12 protein-coding genes are annotated in these 14,278 nt (G+C 75.0%); 7 read left to right on the plus strand and 5 right to left on the minus strand.

Annotated features, from left to right (window positions below):
- Positions 1-102 precede the first annotated feature (102 nt).
- A complete protein-coding gene (locus ACFV4F_RS06780) occupies positions 103-1,827 on the plus strand; it encodes a protein kinase (RefSeq protein WP_380500680.1) in 1,725 nt (574 codons plus the stop codon).
- Between the two features lie 59 nt (positions 1,828-1,886).
- Here ACFV4F_RS06780 and gcvH read toward each other — a convergent pair whose 3' ends face one another.
- Positions 1,887-2,267, minus strand: a complete 381-nt coding sequence (gene gcvH / locus ACFV4F_RS06785; RefSeq protein ID WP_380437115.1) for a glycine cleavage system protein GcvH — start codon at positions 2,265-2,267, stop codon at positions 1,887-1,889.
- A gap of 288 nt (positions 2,268-2,555) precedes the next feature.
- Here gcvH and ACFV4F_RS06790 point away from each other — a divergent pair, with 288 nt between their 5' ends.
- From ACFV4F_RS06790 to ACFV4F_RS06800, 3 genes are all read left to right on the plus strand, one after another.
- Entirely contained in the window at positions 2,556-3,752 is a 1,197-nt protein-coding gene (locus tag ACFV4F_RS06790) for an agmatine/peptidylarginine deiminase (RefSeq protein ID WP_380437117.1), read from the plus strand.
- A gap of 71 nt (positions 3,753-3,823) precedes the next feature.
- Entirely contained in the window at positions 3,824-4,537 is a 714-nt protein-coding gene (ureA, locus tag ACFV4F_RS06795) for an urease subunit gamma (RefSeq protein ID WP_380437119.1), read from the plus strand.
- On the plus strand, positions 4,534-6,237 hold the full coding sequence (locus tag ACFV4F_RS06800) for an urease subunit alpha (RefSeq protein ID WP_380500681.1): 1,704 nt from the start codon (positions 4,534-4,536) through the stop codon (positions 6,235-6,237). Before ureA ends, ACFV4F_RS06800 begins: the two co-directional genes overlap by 4 nt.
- 1 nt (position 6,238) lies before the next feature.
- Here ACFV4F_RS06800 and ACFV4F_RS06805 read toward each other — a convergent pair whose 3' ends face one another.
- Complete coding sequence (locus tag ACFV4F_RS06805) at positions 6,239-6,955, minus strand: hypothetical protein (RefSeq protein WP_380500682.1); 717 nt, start codon at positions 6,953-6,955, stop codon at positions 6,239-6,241.
- A gap of 130 nt (positions 6,956-7,085) precedes the next feature.
- Here ACFV4F_RS06805 and ACFV4F_RS06810 point away from each other — a divergent pair, with 130 nt between their 5' ends.
- Positions 7,086-8,768, plus strand: a complete 1,683-nt coding sequence (locus ACFV4F_RS06810) for a serine/threonine-protein kinase (protein WP_380437125.1) — start codon at positions 7,086-7,088, stop codon at positions 8,766-8,768.
- Between the two features lie 48 nt (positions 8,769-8,816).
- Here ACFV4F_RS06810 and ACFV4F_RS06815 read toward each other — a convergent pair whose 3' ends face one another.
- Both ACFV4F_RS06815 and ACFV4F_RS06820 read right to left on the minus strand, forming a co-directional pair.
- Complete coding sequence (locus tag ACFV4F_RS06815; RefSeq protein ID WP_380437126.1) at positions 8,817-9,866, minus strand: TIGR03617 family F420-dependent LLM class oxidoreductase; 1,050 nt, start codon at positions 9,864-9,866, stop codon at positions 8,817-8,819.
- Between the two features lie 149 nt (positions 9,867-10,015).
- Positions 10,016-10,891 (minus strand): MerR family transcriptional regulator, encoded by an 876-nt coding sequence (locus tag ACFV4F_RS06820; RefSeq protein WP_380500683.1) that lies wholly within the window; start codon positions 10,889-10,891, stop codon positions 10,016-10,018.
- Between the two features lie 81 nt (positions 10,892-10,972).
- Between ACFV4F_RS06820 and ACFV4F_RS06825 the strand changes: the two genes are divergently transcribed.
- Positions 10,973-12,157: an erythromycin esterase family protein gene (locus ACFV4F_RS06825; protein WP_380500684.1), complete on the plus strand. Its 1,185-nt coding sequence runs from the start codon at positions 10,973-10,975 to the stop codon at positions 12,155-12,157.
- A 148-nt stretch (positions 12,158-12,305) separates the two neighbouring features.
- On the opposite strand, the gene ACFV4F_RS06830 is transcribed toward ACFV4F_RS06825, so the two are convergent.
- Entirely contained in the window at positions 12,306-12,974 is a 669-nt protein-coding gene (locus ACFV4F_RS06830; RefSeq protein WP_380500685.1) for a type 1 glutamine amidotransferase domain-containing protein, read from the minus strand.
- Between the two features lie 175 nt (positions 12,975-13,149).
- On the opposite strand from ACFV4F_RS06830, the gene ACFV4F_RS06835 reads away from it, so the two are divergent.
- The gene (locus ACFV4F_RS06835; protein WP_380437134.1) at positions 13,150-14,058 is read left to right on the plus strand and encodes a LysR family transcriptional regulator; all 909 of its coding nucleotides are present in this window, start codon (positions 13,150-13,152) and stop codon (positions 14,056-14,058) included.
- Positions 14,059-14,278 lie beyond the last annotated feature (220 nt).

Below are 14,278 nucleotides of genomic sequence, written 5' to 3' on the forward strand. Positions count from 1 at the left end.
GGCCGATCCTGAGGGAACCTCTAAACTCTGCGGCGCCGACCCGCGCTGTCCTTGCCGCCGTCGGGCCGCAGTCCGCCCCGTCCGCCGAGAGAGGCAGCCCGCATGTCCGCTGACCGATCCCCCTTCGCCCTGCCGTCGGCCTTCCAGGAGCTGACCGGCGACGACCCGCGCGAGGTCGGCGGCTACCGGCTGTACGCGCGGCTCGGCGCCGGCGGCATGGGCCGGGTCTACCTCTCGTACACCCCGGGCGGCCGGCCCGTCGCGCTCAAGGTGGTCCGGCCCGAGCTGGCCGAGGACCCGGAGTTCCGGGCCCGGTTCGCCCAGGAGGTCGCCAGCGCGCAGCGCATCCACGGGCTCTACACCGCGCAGGTCGTCGACGCGGGCGTGGAGGCCGCCACCCCGTGGCTGGCCACGACGTACGTGCCGGGCCCCTCGCTCCAGCAGGTGGTCCAGCGCTTCGGGCCGCTCCCGGAACGGACCGTCCTGCTGCTCGTGGCCGGCATCGCCGAGGCGCTCCAGGCGATCCACGCCAGCGGCGTCGTCCACCGCGACCTCAAGCCGGGCAACGTCCTGATCGCCCCCGACGGCCCCCGGGTGATCGACTTCGGCATCGCCCGCGCGGCCGACGCCGGCGCCCTCACCGGCACCGGGCTGCGCATCGGCTCGCCCGCCTACATGGCCCCCGAGCAGGCCATGGGCCGCACCGCGACCCCGGCCACCGACGTCCACGCCCTCGGCGCCCTCGCCGTCCACGTGGCCGGCGGCACCCCGCCCTTCGGCGACGGCCCCGACCTCGCCGCGCTGTACCGGACGGTCCACGAGGAACCCGACCTCGGCCGCGTCCCGCCGGGCCTGCGCGAGCTGCTCGGACGCTGCCTCGCCAAGCGGCCCGAGGACCGGCCGACCACCGCCGAGGTGATCGCCGCCGCGCGCAGCCACCCGGCCGTGGGCGGGCACCTCACCTTCGGCGAGGACTGGCTGCCGCACCCGGTCGCCGGGCAGATCACCCGCCACGCCGATCTGCCCCGGGTGCCCGCGGAGGCGCCGACGGCCCTGGTGCCGCGCGCGGGCGTGCACGCGGCCGAGACGGTGCGGGGGCCGGCGACGCCGCCGAACCCCACGGCCGTCGCGATGCCCGTGCCCTCGCCCGCGCCCGCACCCGCCCCCGCTCCTGTCGTCACCCTCGAGTCGAGAGGCAGGGCCAGGGCCAAGGGCGGCCGCAAACGCGCGCTCGGACGGACGGCGCTCACGGCCACGGTGGCCCTGGCCGTCGGCGCCGCCGGGATGCTGTACCTGCTCGACATCCCCGACACGGAGGCGGCACCGGCCGAGCCGCCGGTGGCGGGCGCGCCGTCCACCCCGCCCGCGCCGCTGCCTTCGGTGGCCCCGACCTCCGTCGCCCCGACCCCGGCCCCGACGGGCGCGGCGTCCAGCACCTCGGCCGCACCCACCGGCTACACCGCCGCCTACCGCGGCGTCGAGCTGACCTCGGCGGACTCCGGCTACGAGTTCGACCTCGCCACCGGCACCGTCGTCCCGACCGACAGCGCGACCTGGTACGTCGCCCGCAGCGCCGGCGAGTTCCTCTACCCCGACACCGCCGACTCCTACATCGGGCGGGACTCCGGCCTCGGCCTCGCCGAGTGCCTCAAGGGCCTCGGCAGCCGCCCCGCCGCCCGCGTCCCCTTCGGCACCCTCGGCCCGCGCGGCGCCTTCTGCCTGCGCTCCGCCGACGGCCAGGACCTCGCCATCGTCCGCGTCCTGTCCACGGCGGGCTCGGACGGCCCGGTCACCCTCTCCCTCGACCGCTACCGCCGCACCGGCTGAGCAACGGCTCGACCGGCCGAGGCGGTTGCCGAGCCGTCACCCGCGCCGGTGCCGGAGCGCTAGCCGACCAGCTTCGCGTACGCGGCGGCGTCGAGGAGGCCGTTCGTGGTGGCGTCCTTCGCCAGCTTGATCCTGAACAGCCAGACGTCGTACGGGTCGGCGTTCACCTCCTCGGGAGTGTCGACGGCATCGGCGTTCACCGCGACGACCTCACCGCTCACCGGGCTGTAGAAGTCCGAGGCGGCCTTGACCGACTCCACGACGCCGATGGCGTCACCCGCCTTGACCTGCTTGCCCACCGGAGGCATCTCCAGGAACACGATGTCCCCGAGCGTCGACTGGGCGTGGTCGGTGATGCCGATCGTCAACGTTCCGTCGGCTTCCGTACGCACCCACTCGTGCTCGTCGGTGTACTTGAGCTCCGCGGGGACGTTGGACATGGCAAGCAACTCCTCTGATACGCAGTGTGATCGACCGGTGGCAGGATGCCACGTCAGCGGTGCGCGCGCGACGACTTCCGGGGAAACCACACCCGAAAGTCGGCCGCGCCCGCACAACCGACGTTTCGGCCGGCAGAAGTCGGCCTCCGGTGCACGCCCCACGAGCAGGCTTGACTGATTTTTCAGTCAGTGCGAGAGTTCGAGCCAGGCGAGGTCGAGAAGCCGCCCCAGCGAGCCGCTTCCCCCGCCGAAGCCGATCCGCCGCCCAGAGCCCCACCGGAGTACACCGTGTCCTTCTCCCCCCTCGCGCGCCGCACGGTGCTGCGCTCCCTCGCCGGCGCGGGTCTGCTCGCCCTCGGCGCCACCGCCTGCGCCTCCACGGGCGACCCGGACGAGCCCGCCGCCCCGTCCTCCGGGGCCGCCGACCAGCCGACCGGCGCGGCTCCCGTCGAGCCGTCGCCCACCGCCCCGGCCGCCGCGCGCGGGCGCCGGCTCGGCGGCGAGTGGGAGAAGCACGAGCGGACGTTCATGGCCTGGCCCGCCTCCGAGAACGTGTGGGGCGAGCAGCTCGGGGGCGTCCGCAAGGACATCGCCGAGGTGGCCAACGCGATCGCCGAGCGCGAGCCGCTGGTCCTGCTCGTGCGCCCCGGCCAGGAGTCCTCCGCCCGCAAGGCCTGCGGGTCGGCCGTCGAACTGCTCTCCGCCCCCGTCGACGACCTGTGGGCCCGCGACACCGTGCCCGTGTTCGTCGAGGAGGGCGGAAAGGTCAAGGGCGTCGACTTCAACTTCAGCGGCTGGGGCGGCAAGCAGGAGCACACCAACGACGCCCGTCTCGCCCGCGCGGTGCTCGACAGGTACGGCATCGAGCGGATCGAGACCCCGATCACCGCCGAGGGCGGCTCCTTCGAGAGCGACGGCCAGGGCACCCTGCTGATCACCGAGAGCTCCGTCGTCAACGACAACCGCAACCCCGGCCGCACCCGCGACCAGGTCGAGGCCGAGCTCAAGCAGGCCCTCGGCATCACCAAGGTGATCTGGCTGGCCGGCGTCAAGGGCAAGGACATCACCGACGCCCACGTCGACTGCCTCGCCCGCTTCGCCGCACCCGGTGTCGTATTCCTCGACCGGGCCTTCCCCGGCACCCCGCCGGACGTGTGGTCCCGCGCGGCGGACCAGGCGCGTTCCGTCCTCGCGGACGCCACCGACGCCACCGGGAAGAAGCTCAAGGTCATCGAGATCAGCCAGCCCAACCCGGACAGGATCACCGGGCGCGGCGACGCCTTCGTCTCGTCGTACATGAACTTCTACATCGGCGACAAGGGCGTCTACCTGCCGCTCTTCGGCGACCCCAAGGCCGACGACCACGCCCAGGACGTGTTCCGGGACCACTTCCCCGGCCGCGAGATCGTCCCGCTCCAGATCGACACCATCGCCTCCGGGGGCGGCGGCATCCACTGCTCCACCCACGACCAGCCCGCCGGCTGAGCCCGGCGTCCCACCCCCGGCGGAGCCCGGCGCCCCACCCCCACCCACGTGCCCGAGGAGAACGACCCACCGTGCGGCTGACCCCCACCGAACGCGACCGGCTGCTGATCTTCACGGCCGCCGAGCTCGCCCGCGCCCGCCGCGCCCGCGGCCTGCGGCTCAACGTCCCCGAGGCCACCGCGCTCATCGCCGACACCGTCTGCGAGGCGGCCCGGGACGGCCTGCGGCTCGCCGAGGCCGTCGCGCGCGGGCGCTCCGTCCTCGGCCCGGAGGACGTCCTGCCCGGCGTGCCCGACCTCGTCACCGAGATCCACGTCGAGGCGGTGTTCGACGACGGCACCCGGCTGGCCGTCGTCGCCGACCCGTTCGACGGCGCCACCCTCGCCGACGCCGCGCCCGGCGCCGTGCTCCCCGCCGGCGACGCCCCCGGCGACCCCGAGCCGGTGTGCACGGTCTCCGTGCGCAACACCGCCGACGTGCCGGTCTCGGTCACCTCGCACTTCCACTTCTTCGAGGCCAACCCGCGCCTCGACTTCGACCGGGCCGCCGCGTACGGCATGCACCTGGCCGTCCCGGCCGGGTCGTCGGTCCGGTTCGACCCGGGCGCGGTCGTCGAGGCCGGCCTGGTGCCGATCGGCGGCGAGCGCGTCGCGATCGGGTTCGCGGGGCTCGTCGACGGACCGCTCGACTCGCCCCGGGTCCGGCGGGAGGCCCTGCGCCGGGCCGCCGAGCAGGGCTACCTCGGGGTCACCGAGGCCACGGACGACCAGGAGAACGCGCGATGAGCATCGAACCGTCCGAGTACGCCGCCGTGCACGGCCCCCGCGCCGGGGACCGGGTGCGGCTCGGCGACAGCGGCCTCGTCGTCCGGGTGGAGTCGGACTCCCAGCGGCCGGGCGACGAGTTCCTCGTCGGCTTCGGCAAGACCGGGCGCGACGGACTGCACCTCAAGGCCGCCGCCGTCCGCGACACCTGCGACGTCGTCATCAGCAACGTCCTCGTCATCGACGCGGTCCAGGGCATCCGCAAGACCTCGATCGGCATCCGGGAGGGCCGGATCGCCTCGATCGGCCGCGCCGGCAACCCCGACACCCTCGACGGCGTGGACGTCGTGGTCGGCACCGGCACGACGATCGTCTCCGGCGAGGGCCTGATCGCCACCGCCGGGGCGGTCGACACCCACGTGCACCTCATGTCGCCGCGGATCATGGAGGCTTCCCTCGCCTCCGGCGTCACCACGATCATCGGCCAGGAGATCGGGCCGGCGTGGGGCGTCGGCGTCAACTCCCCCTGGGCGCTGCGGCACGCCTTCAACGCGTTCGACGCGTGGCCGGTCAACATCGGTTTCCTGGCGCGGGGTTCGTCCTCCCACCCGGCACCGCTCGTGGAGGCGCTGACCGAGGGCGGCGCGTGCGGGTTCAAGGTGCACGAGGACATGGGCGCGCACACCCGCGCGCTCGACACCGCGCTGCGTGTCGCGGAGGTCCATGACGTCCAAGTGGCGCTGCACACCGATGGTTTGAACGAGTGCCTGTCCGTCGAGGACACCCTCAGCGTGTTGGATGGCCGCACCATCCACGCCTTCCACATCGAGGGCTGCGGCGGCGGGCACGTCCCCAACGTCCTCAAGATGGCCGGCGTGCCGAACGTCATCGGCTCCTCCACCAACCCGACGCTCCCCTTCGGACGGGACGCGATCGCCGAGCACTACGGCATGATCGTCTCCGTCCACGCCCTCAAGACCGACCTCCCCGGCGACGCCGCCATGGCCCGCGACCGCATCCGCGCCGGCACCATGGGCGCCGAGGACGTCCTGCACGACCTCGGCGCCATCGGCATCACCTCCTCCGACGCCCAGGGCATGGGCCGCGCCGGCGAGACCGTCCGGCGCACCTTCGCCGTCGCGGGGAAGATGAAGGCCGAGCTCGGCCCGATGGCCGGCGACGGCCCGGACGACGACAACGCCCGCGTGCTGCGCTACGTCGCGAAGCTCACCATCAACCCGGCCATCGCGCACGGGCTTTCGCACGAGGTCGGCTCGATCGAGGTGGGCAAGCTCGCCGACATCGTGCTGTGGCAGCCGGCGTTCTTCGGCGCGAAGCCGCAGATGGTGCTGAAGGCCGGCTTCCCCGCCTACGGCGTCACCGGCGACCCCAACGCCGCCACCGAGACCTGCCAACCCCTCGTCCTGGGCCCCCTGTTCGGCGCCCACGGCGCCACCCCGGCCGACCTCTCCGTCGCCTTCACCAGCCAGGCCGCCGCCGAATCCGGCACCTTCGACCGCCCCCACGACACCATGACCACCCGCCGCCGCCGGGTCGGAGTCCGCGGCACCCGGGGCATCGGACCGGCCGACCTCATCCACAACACCCGCCTGGGCGCCGTCGATGTCCACCCCCACACGGGCCTGGTCACCCTCGACGGCACCCCTCTCCACTCCAACCCGGCCGAGGAGGTGCCGCTGAGCCGCCTCTACTTCCTCTGAGTCAGCGCATGCACGAGTCAACCACCTGACGTAGCAGCACGGTTGAGGACGAGCCGACGGCGTACCAGGTGTTCTCCGTCTCGTCCTCCACCGAGGTCCAGGCGGCCACGACCGGCAGTTCGCAGTGGTCGCCGGCCTCCAGCGGGGGGAGGGTCCAGGTCATGCCGTGATGGTCGGCGAAGTCGACGCCCCACGTGGTGCAGGAGTTCCGGTAGACCTCGCCGATCAGACCCGCCCAGCGGCGGGGCGCCGCGGCCGTCGTGGCCGCGGCGTGGCAGATCCCCTCCTCGTCGGGGCCGCCGAGGGTGAGGCGGGTCGTGTCGTGCTCCACCGTGACCGCGGCCAGGCCCTGTCCGCCGTCCCAGCCGGCGTCGGCGCCGTCCGGCAGCCGCGCGGGCAGTCCCGCCGAGAACGTCACCCTTCCCGGCGGCGACCCGGCGTCGATCCGCCACACCGCCGCGAGGCAGTCGGTCAGCGGGCCCCACACCTCGGGGTCCAGCTCGGGGTCGTACGGGGTCAGCAGCAGTTCGACGCGCGCCGCGCGGTGCCTCCAGCGCGCGACCGTCCTCCCGCCCGGCAGGGCGAACAGCTCGTCGGGCAGCGGCGGGAGTGCGGTGTCCCCGATCGTCGTCGTGAAGGCCACCGCGCCGAAGGGTGTGTCCATGACGGGCCTGGCGGCGGCCCGCACGCGTGTGCGCGGGACGGTGGGGAGCAGCATCGGCCCAGCGTACCGGCAGGTCCGGGAGGCGCACCCGCCGTGGTCGCCGATCTGTGACAACAACCCTGCCACACCCGGATATTGGGACCGGTACCGTGTGCCTCCGGGCGGGCCGAGGGGAGCGTGGCGCATGCAGTCGCTGGAGGATGACGATCCGCGGCGGGTGGGCGAGTACCGGCTGCTGGGCCGGCTCGGCGCGGGCGGGATGGGGCGGGTGTACCTCGGGCGGTCGGCGCGGGGGCGGACGGTGGCCGTCAAGGTGGTGCGCCCGGAACTGGCCGGGGACCGGGAGTTCCGGGCGCGGTTCCGGCGGGAGGTGGACGCCGCCCGGCGGGTCGGCGGGGAGTGGACGGCACCGGTGCTGGACGCGGACACCGAGGGCGACCGGCCCTGGGTGGCCACCGGGTACGTCGCCGGACCGTCCCTGAGCGCCGCCGTGCGGCAGTTCGGGCCGCTGCCCGGGGCGTCGGTGCGGGCGCTCGGCGCCCGGCTCGCGGAGGCGCTCGCCCACGTGCACGCGCTCGGGCTGGTGCACCGGGACGTCAAACCGTCCAACGTGCTGCTCGCCCCGGACGGCCCGCGCCTGATCGACTTCGGCATCACCCGCGCCCTGGACGCCAACACGAGTCTCACCAGGCCCGGTTACACGGTCGGTTCGCCCGGCTTCATGTCGCCGGAGCAGACCCGGGGGAGCAAGGTCGGGCCGGCGAGTGACGTGTTCTCGCTCGGCGCCGTGCTCGCGTACGCGGCGACGGGTGTGCTCCCGTACGGGGAGGGGGTGGCCCCGGCGGTGCTCTTCCGCGCGGTGTACGAGCAGCCCGATCTCCTGCTGGTGGACGAGACGCTGCGCCGGAACCTCCTCGGCTGCCTCGCCAAGGACCCGGCCGCGCGCCCGTCGCCACAGCTGCTGCGCGCCTGGCTGGACGACGACCGCGAGGCCACCAGGGACCTGGCGACGGGGAGCTGGCTGCCGGCGCCGGTGGCCGCCGCGATCGGACGGGCGGCCGCCCAGCTGCTCGACCTGGAGGCGGACGGGACCGGGACGACCCACGCCGTGCCGCCCCGGCCGACGTCGGCACCTCCCCGGCCGGAGCCGGCGCCCCGCCCGACGCCCACACCGCGCAGGCCGACGGTGCCGCCACCGGGCCCCGCCCCGACCGTGCCCCGCCGCCACCCCACCGCCCCGACGCGCCCCGCCCCCACGAGACCCGCCCCCACGAGACACTGGCGGCACCTCCCGCCCCAGCCCATCCCGGTCTACGGCCCGCCGCGGTACCGGCCCCCGCACCGGCGGCGCGGGTGGCTGGTCCTGGTGCTCGTCGTGCTGGTCGTGCTGCTGATCGCCGCCGCGGGGTACGCGCTGACGCACCGGGAGGCGCAGACGTCCACCTCCGGATCCGCCCCGGTCACCAGCGCGACGGCGCCCGGGGTGCCCGGCGGCGGCGCCGGACGGAACGTCGTGCCGGCCGCCTACCTCGGGACCTGGAGCGGTCAGGCCCTCTACCCGAACAACACTCCGGCCGGCGTCGTCACCCTCACCGTCGGCACGGGCGGCATCGGCGACCGGAGCACGGGATCGCGCCTCGACAACGGAGCCATCCGCTGCGAGGCCGTGTGGACGCTCGTCGAGGTCTCGTCGATCTCGTTGACCTACACCTCGCGGCTGGTGCGGGGCACGCCCGGCGGCGCGTGCACGGGCGGCGACGCGACCGACCGCCGCACGCTCGTCATCGAGCGGGACGGCACGATCCACTACGGAGTCAGCCGGGCGGGCGTCGTGACCCAGATCGCGCTGCTGCGGAAGACCGGCTGACCCCCGGCCCCGGCCCCCGCCCCTGCACCCGCCCCCGCCCCCGCGTTCTCACCCGTGTGCCCGCACCGCCGCCAGGACGTCCAGCCCCAGCGCCGGGTCGGCGTCCTCCGGGAGGCTGACGGACAGCCGGGTGAAGAGGCCCGCGTAGCGGCGGGTGATCTCGCGGGCGACGTCCTCCACCGGGCCGGACACCGCGAAGGCGTCGAAGACCTCGTCGTCGATCATGGCGGCCATCTCCTGCCAGCGCCCGCGCACGGAGAGCGGGTGCAGGCGCTCCTGGAGGTCCTCCCAGCCGTGCTGGGCGAGCACCGGGCGGTAGGCGGGCGTCGACGCGTAGAAGGCGAGCCGCTCGCGGACGGCGGCGCGGTTGGCGGCCAGTTCCTCCTCCGTCCGCCCGGTGGCGGTGAGGACGCTCCCGGCGATCTCGAACGGGCGCGCCGTCCACGCGGCGCCCTCCGCCTCGGCGGCCGTCCGGGCCTCGGTCAGGCCGGGCAGCACCTGTTCGGCCAGGTAGGCGGGGGACGAGAACGGGTGGCCGAGGAAGCCGTCCGCGACGGCGCCGGCCGTGCGGGTCATGAGCGGGCCGACGCCGGCCAGGAGGATCCGGGGCACCCCGCCGGGCACCGGGTCCGGCGAGAAGACCGGGGTCATCGTCGTGTGCGTGTAGAACTCGCCGCGGAAGCGCAGCCGCGCGCCGGTCTGCCAGCTGTCCCAGATCGCGCGCACGGCGTGGACGTACTCGCGCATGCGCGCGGCGGGGCGGTCCCAGGGCATCCCGAAGCGCTTCTCGATGTGCGTCTTGACCTGCGAGCCCAGCCCGATGACGGCACGTCCGCCGGAGGCCGCGTGCAGGCCCCACGCCTGGTAGGCGAGCGTCATCGGGGTGCGGGCGAAGGCGACCGCGATGCCGGTGGCGAGCTCGATGCGCTCGGTCCGGTCGGCGGCGCGGGCGAGCTGGAGGAACGGGTCGTACGCGGTCTCGGCGACGACCAGCCGGTCCATGCCGCGGCGCTCGGCCTGCTCGGCGGCGTCCAGGATGCCCGCCGGGTGCCCGGAGGCGGTGGCGTCGAGGCGGAGGGCGGCGGTCGGGCGGTCCATGGCGGGGCTCCTGGTCACGGGCTTCGGCGGTACGTCGGTGGTACGCCGCCAGCCTGCCATGCCCTCACCTGCCGGGTGGCCCGGCTCCCCGGCTCCCGGGTCGGCCGCGTGCCGGGCCGGGCGCTTGCCCACCCGTACGACCTCGCCGGTCAGGCGCCGCCCTGGAAGGACTCGCCCTCGGGGAATTCGGCCACGGGGAACTCGCCCACGGGGAACTCGGCCAGGTAGGCGTGCAGTGCCGCCGCGCCCGCCAGCAGGGCCAGGCCGCGCGCCGTCAGACGGTCGCGCCACTCGCCCAGCGTCGCCCGGAGGGGCTCCGGCCCACCAGCCGTCCGGACGCGCTCCAGCACCTGCGCGATGCGCTCCAGGCCGTGTCCACCACGGCGCAGCTGGTGGGCCAGCAGGGCGTCGCGCACATCGGCGGGGGCGTACACGCGGTAGCCGGTGCGCGCGTCGCGCCGGGGCACGACCAGGCCCGCGCGCTCCCACGTGCGCAGGGTCGCCGGGCGCAGGCCGAGGCGGTGCGCGAGCGGGCCGATGAACGTGCCGCCGGGTTCGGGGTCGGGGTCGGGTGTCGGTTCGGGGGCGCGTGTCGGTTCGGGGGCGCGTGTCGGTTCGGGGGCGCGTGTCGATTCGGGGGCGCGTGTCGATTCGGGGGCGCGTGTCGATTCGGGGGCGCGTGTCGGTTCCGGGCCCGCCGGCGGGACGAGGTCGTGCAGCGCCTCCTCCACCGCGTCCAACGTGGCCCGGTCGCCGGCCAGTTGCGCATGACCGGCGTCGATCAGCCGCAGCGCCTCGTCGACCTCGCCCGCGTGCACGGCCCGCATGACGGCCCCCGCCGTCGCGTGGCCGTGCCCGGGCAGCAGCGCCAGGAACGCCCTGAGCGCCGCGGCGTGGCGCGGGCCGTAGACGCGGTAGCCGCTCGGCGTGCGCCCGGCCGGCGGCAGGGAACCCGCTTCCTCGTAGTTGCGCACCGCCTGCGTGGACAGGCCGTGCTCGCGCGCCAGATCGACGGGTCGCAACATCACTTTGAGACTTCACTCCCCTCTTACCGCGTAAAACGGCACCAAAGTTTACACCGGGGCTTCGACGATACGGTTGACGTCATGACCGCATCGATCCGGGACGCGGCCCGTCCCTTCTCGGGCCACGCCCTCACCGCGCTCCTCTCCCCCGCCACCCGCCTCCTCGGCCTCGGCGAGCCCACCCACGGTGTCGAGGCCTTCCCCGAGCTGCGCAACGAGCTGTTCCGCCACCTCGTCGAGCACGAGGGCTACCGCTCGATCGCCATCGAGAGCGACTGCCTCACCGGTCTCGTCGTCGACGCGTACGTCACCGACGGCGTGGGCACGCTCGACGACGCCGTCGCCCACGGCTTCAGCCACGGCTTCGGCGCCTCGCCCGCCAATCGTGAACTCCTGCGCTGGATGCGCGAGTTCAACCGGCAGTGCCCGTACGCTGAGCGGGTCCGCTTCTACGGCTTCGACGGCCCGCTGGAGATCACCGGTGCCGCCTGCCCGCGCCCGTCCCTGCTCGCGCTGCACGACTACGTCGCCGCCCACCTCGACCCGCCGTACGACCGCACGACCCTCGACGCCCTCCTCGGCGACGACGGCCGCTGGACGGACGAGGCCATCATGTACGACCCGGCCAAATCCATCGGCCGCACCCCCGAGGCCCGTGAACTGCGCGTGATCGCCGATGACTTGAGTGCGCTCCTCACCGCACACGCTCCCCACCTGACGACCGCGACCTCCCCCGACGCCTTCTGGCGCGCCGAGCTGCACGCCCGCACCAGCATCGGGCTCCTGCGCTACCACGCCGCCATGGCCGACACCGGCCCCGCCCGCATCGCCATACTCCTGTCCCGGCGGGACGCGATGATGGCCGACAACCTCGACGCCGTCCTCCGCCGCGAGGAGCACCGCGGCCCGACGCTCGCCTACGCCCACAACGGCCACCTCCAGCGGGAGGAGAGCAGCATGCGCTTCGCCGGCCGGCTCACCCGGTGGTGGAGCGCGGGCGCGATCATCGGCACCCGCCTCGGCGACCGGTACGCCTACGCGGCCACCACCTTCGGCAGCCGCGGCTCCGACGTCCCGTCGGCCGACACGCTCGAAGGGCTCCTGTCGACGCTCCCGCACGACACGTCCGTCCTCGAACCGGCCCAACTCGCGCGATTCACACCGCACCTGACGCCGCGCGTACCGGCCGACCACACCTACGCCGCCCTCGATCCCGCCACCACCGGCCAGGCCGACGCGATCGTCTTCGTCCGCGACATCCGGTAGTCCCCGGCGGCGGGTCGGTGCCTCCGACGTCCGCGAAGGCTCGATACGGTGGCCGGAGCGGACCGGCGGCGCCCGACCGCTGTGGGGCGGGCGCCGCCGGTACCGCGATTCCCCATCGCCGGCCAACTCCGGTGACCAGCCGGGCGGATCAGCCCAGCAGGCGCAGCAGCTCCTCGGCCGCCCCCGCCGACGACGCCGGGTTCTGGCCCGTCACCAGGTTGCGGTCGACGACGACGTGCGGCGCCCACGGCTCGCCCGCGGCGAAGTCCACGCCCAGCTCGACCAGCCGGTCCTGGAGCAGCCACGGCGCCTTGTCCGCGAGACCCGCCTGGCGCTCCTCGTCGTTGGTGAATGCGGTGATCCGGTAGCCGGCGAACGGCGACCCGCCGTCCTCGGTCCGCGCGGCCAGCAGCGCCGCCGGGCCGTGGCACACGACGCCGAGCGGGCGGCCGGAGGCGAGCGCCCTGGTCAGCAGCCGGCCGGACTCGGGGCTGACCGCCAGGTCCTCCATCGGGCCGTGGCCGCCGGGGTAGAACACGGCGTCGTAGTCGGCCGGGTCGGTGTCCTCCAGCTTCACCGGCCGCCGCAGCTCGGCGACGGCGGCGATCGCCTCGGCCGTCGCCTGGTCCGGCGCGCTCGCCCGGTCGGCGACCGGCACCACGGCGCCCGGGGTGGCCACGGTGACCTGGTGGCCGGCCTCGGTGAAGGCGCGGTACGGCACGAGGACCTCCTCGGCCCAGTAGCCGGTCGGGTGCGCGGTGCCGTCGTTCAGCGTCCAGACGTCGGCGCCGGTCACGACGAACAGGATGGTGGCCATGGTGCAGTCTCCAGGGGTGCGGTCCGACGCTCCGGCGGTCCTCCGCCGGAGTGCTCACGGCCCGACGCTAGACGCGCTCCACCATCGCCCACCAATGGCCTGGGCGATGTCCGGTATCGGGAATCCGATGGCTCCGGACGACACCCCGGCCATCGCCGTCCCGTAGGCTCGCGCCATGAGCGATCGGGAAATCCATGGCTCCGGCCCGCTGGACCTGAACCAGCTGCGGACCTTCCTCGCCGTCCACCGCGCCGGCTCGTTCACGGCCGCCGCCCACCGGCTCGGACTGTCCCAGTCGACGGTCACCGCGCAGATCCGCGCCCTGGAGCAGCGGCTCGGCCGGGAGCTGTTCGAGCGCGGCGCCCGCGGCGTCGCCGCCCTGCCGTACGCGGACGACCTCGCCGCCCGCCTCGCCGACCCCCTCGACCGGCTCGCCGACGCCACCGGCGAGCGGGCGGGCGGCACCCCCGAGCCCGTGCACCTCGCCGGGCCCGCCGAGTACCTGGGCACCGTCCTGCTCCCCGCGCTCGCACCGCTCGTCGCCGGCGGCGTCCAGTTGCGCGTGACCACCGGCCTCACCGACCCCCTGCTCGCCGAGCTGCGCGCCGGGCGGCACGACCTGGTCGTCGCCACCCGGCGCCCGCGCGGCCGGACGCTGCACGCGGAACCGCTCGCCGACGAGGAGTTCGTCCTCGTCGCGGCACCGGCCTGGGCGCAGCGCCTGGACGGCCGGGAGCTGCCCGCCGCCCTCGCGGACGTCCCGCTGCTCAGCTACGCCGCGGACCTCCCGATCGCCCGCCGGTACTGGCGGCACGTGTTCGGCGAGCGCCTGCACGCCCGCGCCGCCCTCACCGCCCCCGACCTGCGGGCGGTCGTCAACGCGACGGCGGCGGGCGCCGGCTGGAGCGTCCTGCCGAGCTACCTGTGCCGCGCCGAACTCGCCTCGGGCGCGCTGCGCCTGCTGCACCGGCCGGAGGACCCGCCGATCAACACCGCGTACCTGGTGCAGCGCCCCGCCGCGTCCGCCAATCCGCACGTCGCCCTGGTCCGCGAGCGGCTCGTCGCGGCCGCGCACACCTGCTGAGGCCCCTTCGCCAGGGTTCCGTCAAGATCGGCGGTCAGTTCACAAAGGGGGGCTACGCTACTGGTGGTTCGTAGCGGCACCTACCGGGAGGGAGGCGAGAGAAATGGACTCCAGTAGTAGTCCGGGCCACAGTCGGCCCTGTTCCCCGCTTTCCGCACCCCGCCCCGGCGCGCGCTGACGCCAGTCGGTCCGCTCGCGCGCGCCCTCCCCCCGGCCCCCG

It is taken from the genome of Kitasatospora sp. NPDC059722 (assembly GCF_042733235.1).
In the GTDB taxonomy this organism is placed as follows: Bacteria; Actinomycetota; Actinomycetes; order Streptomycetales; family Streptomycetaceae; genus Kitasatospora.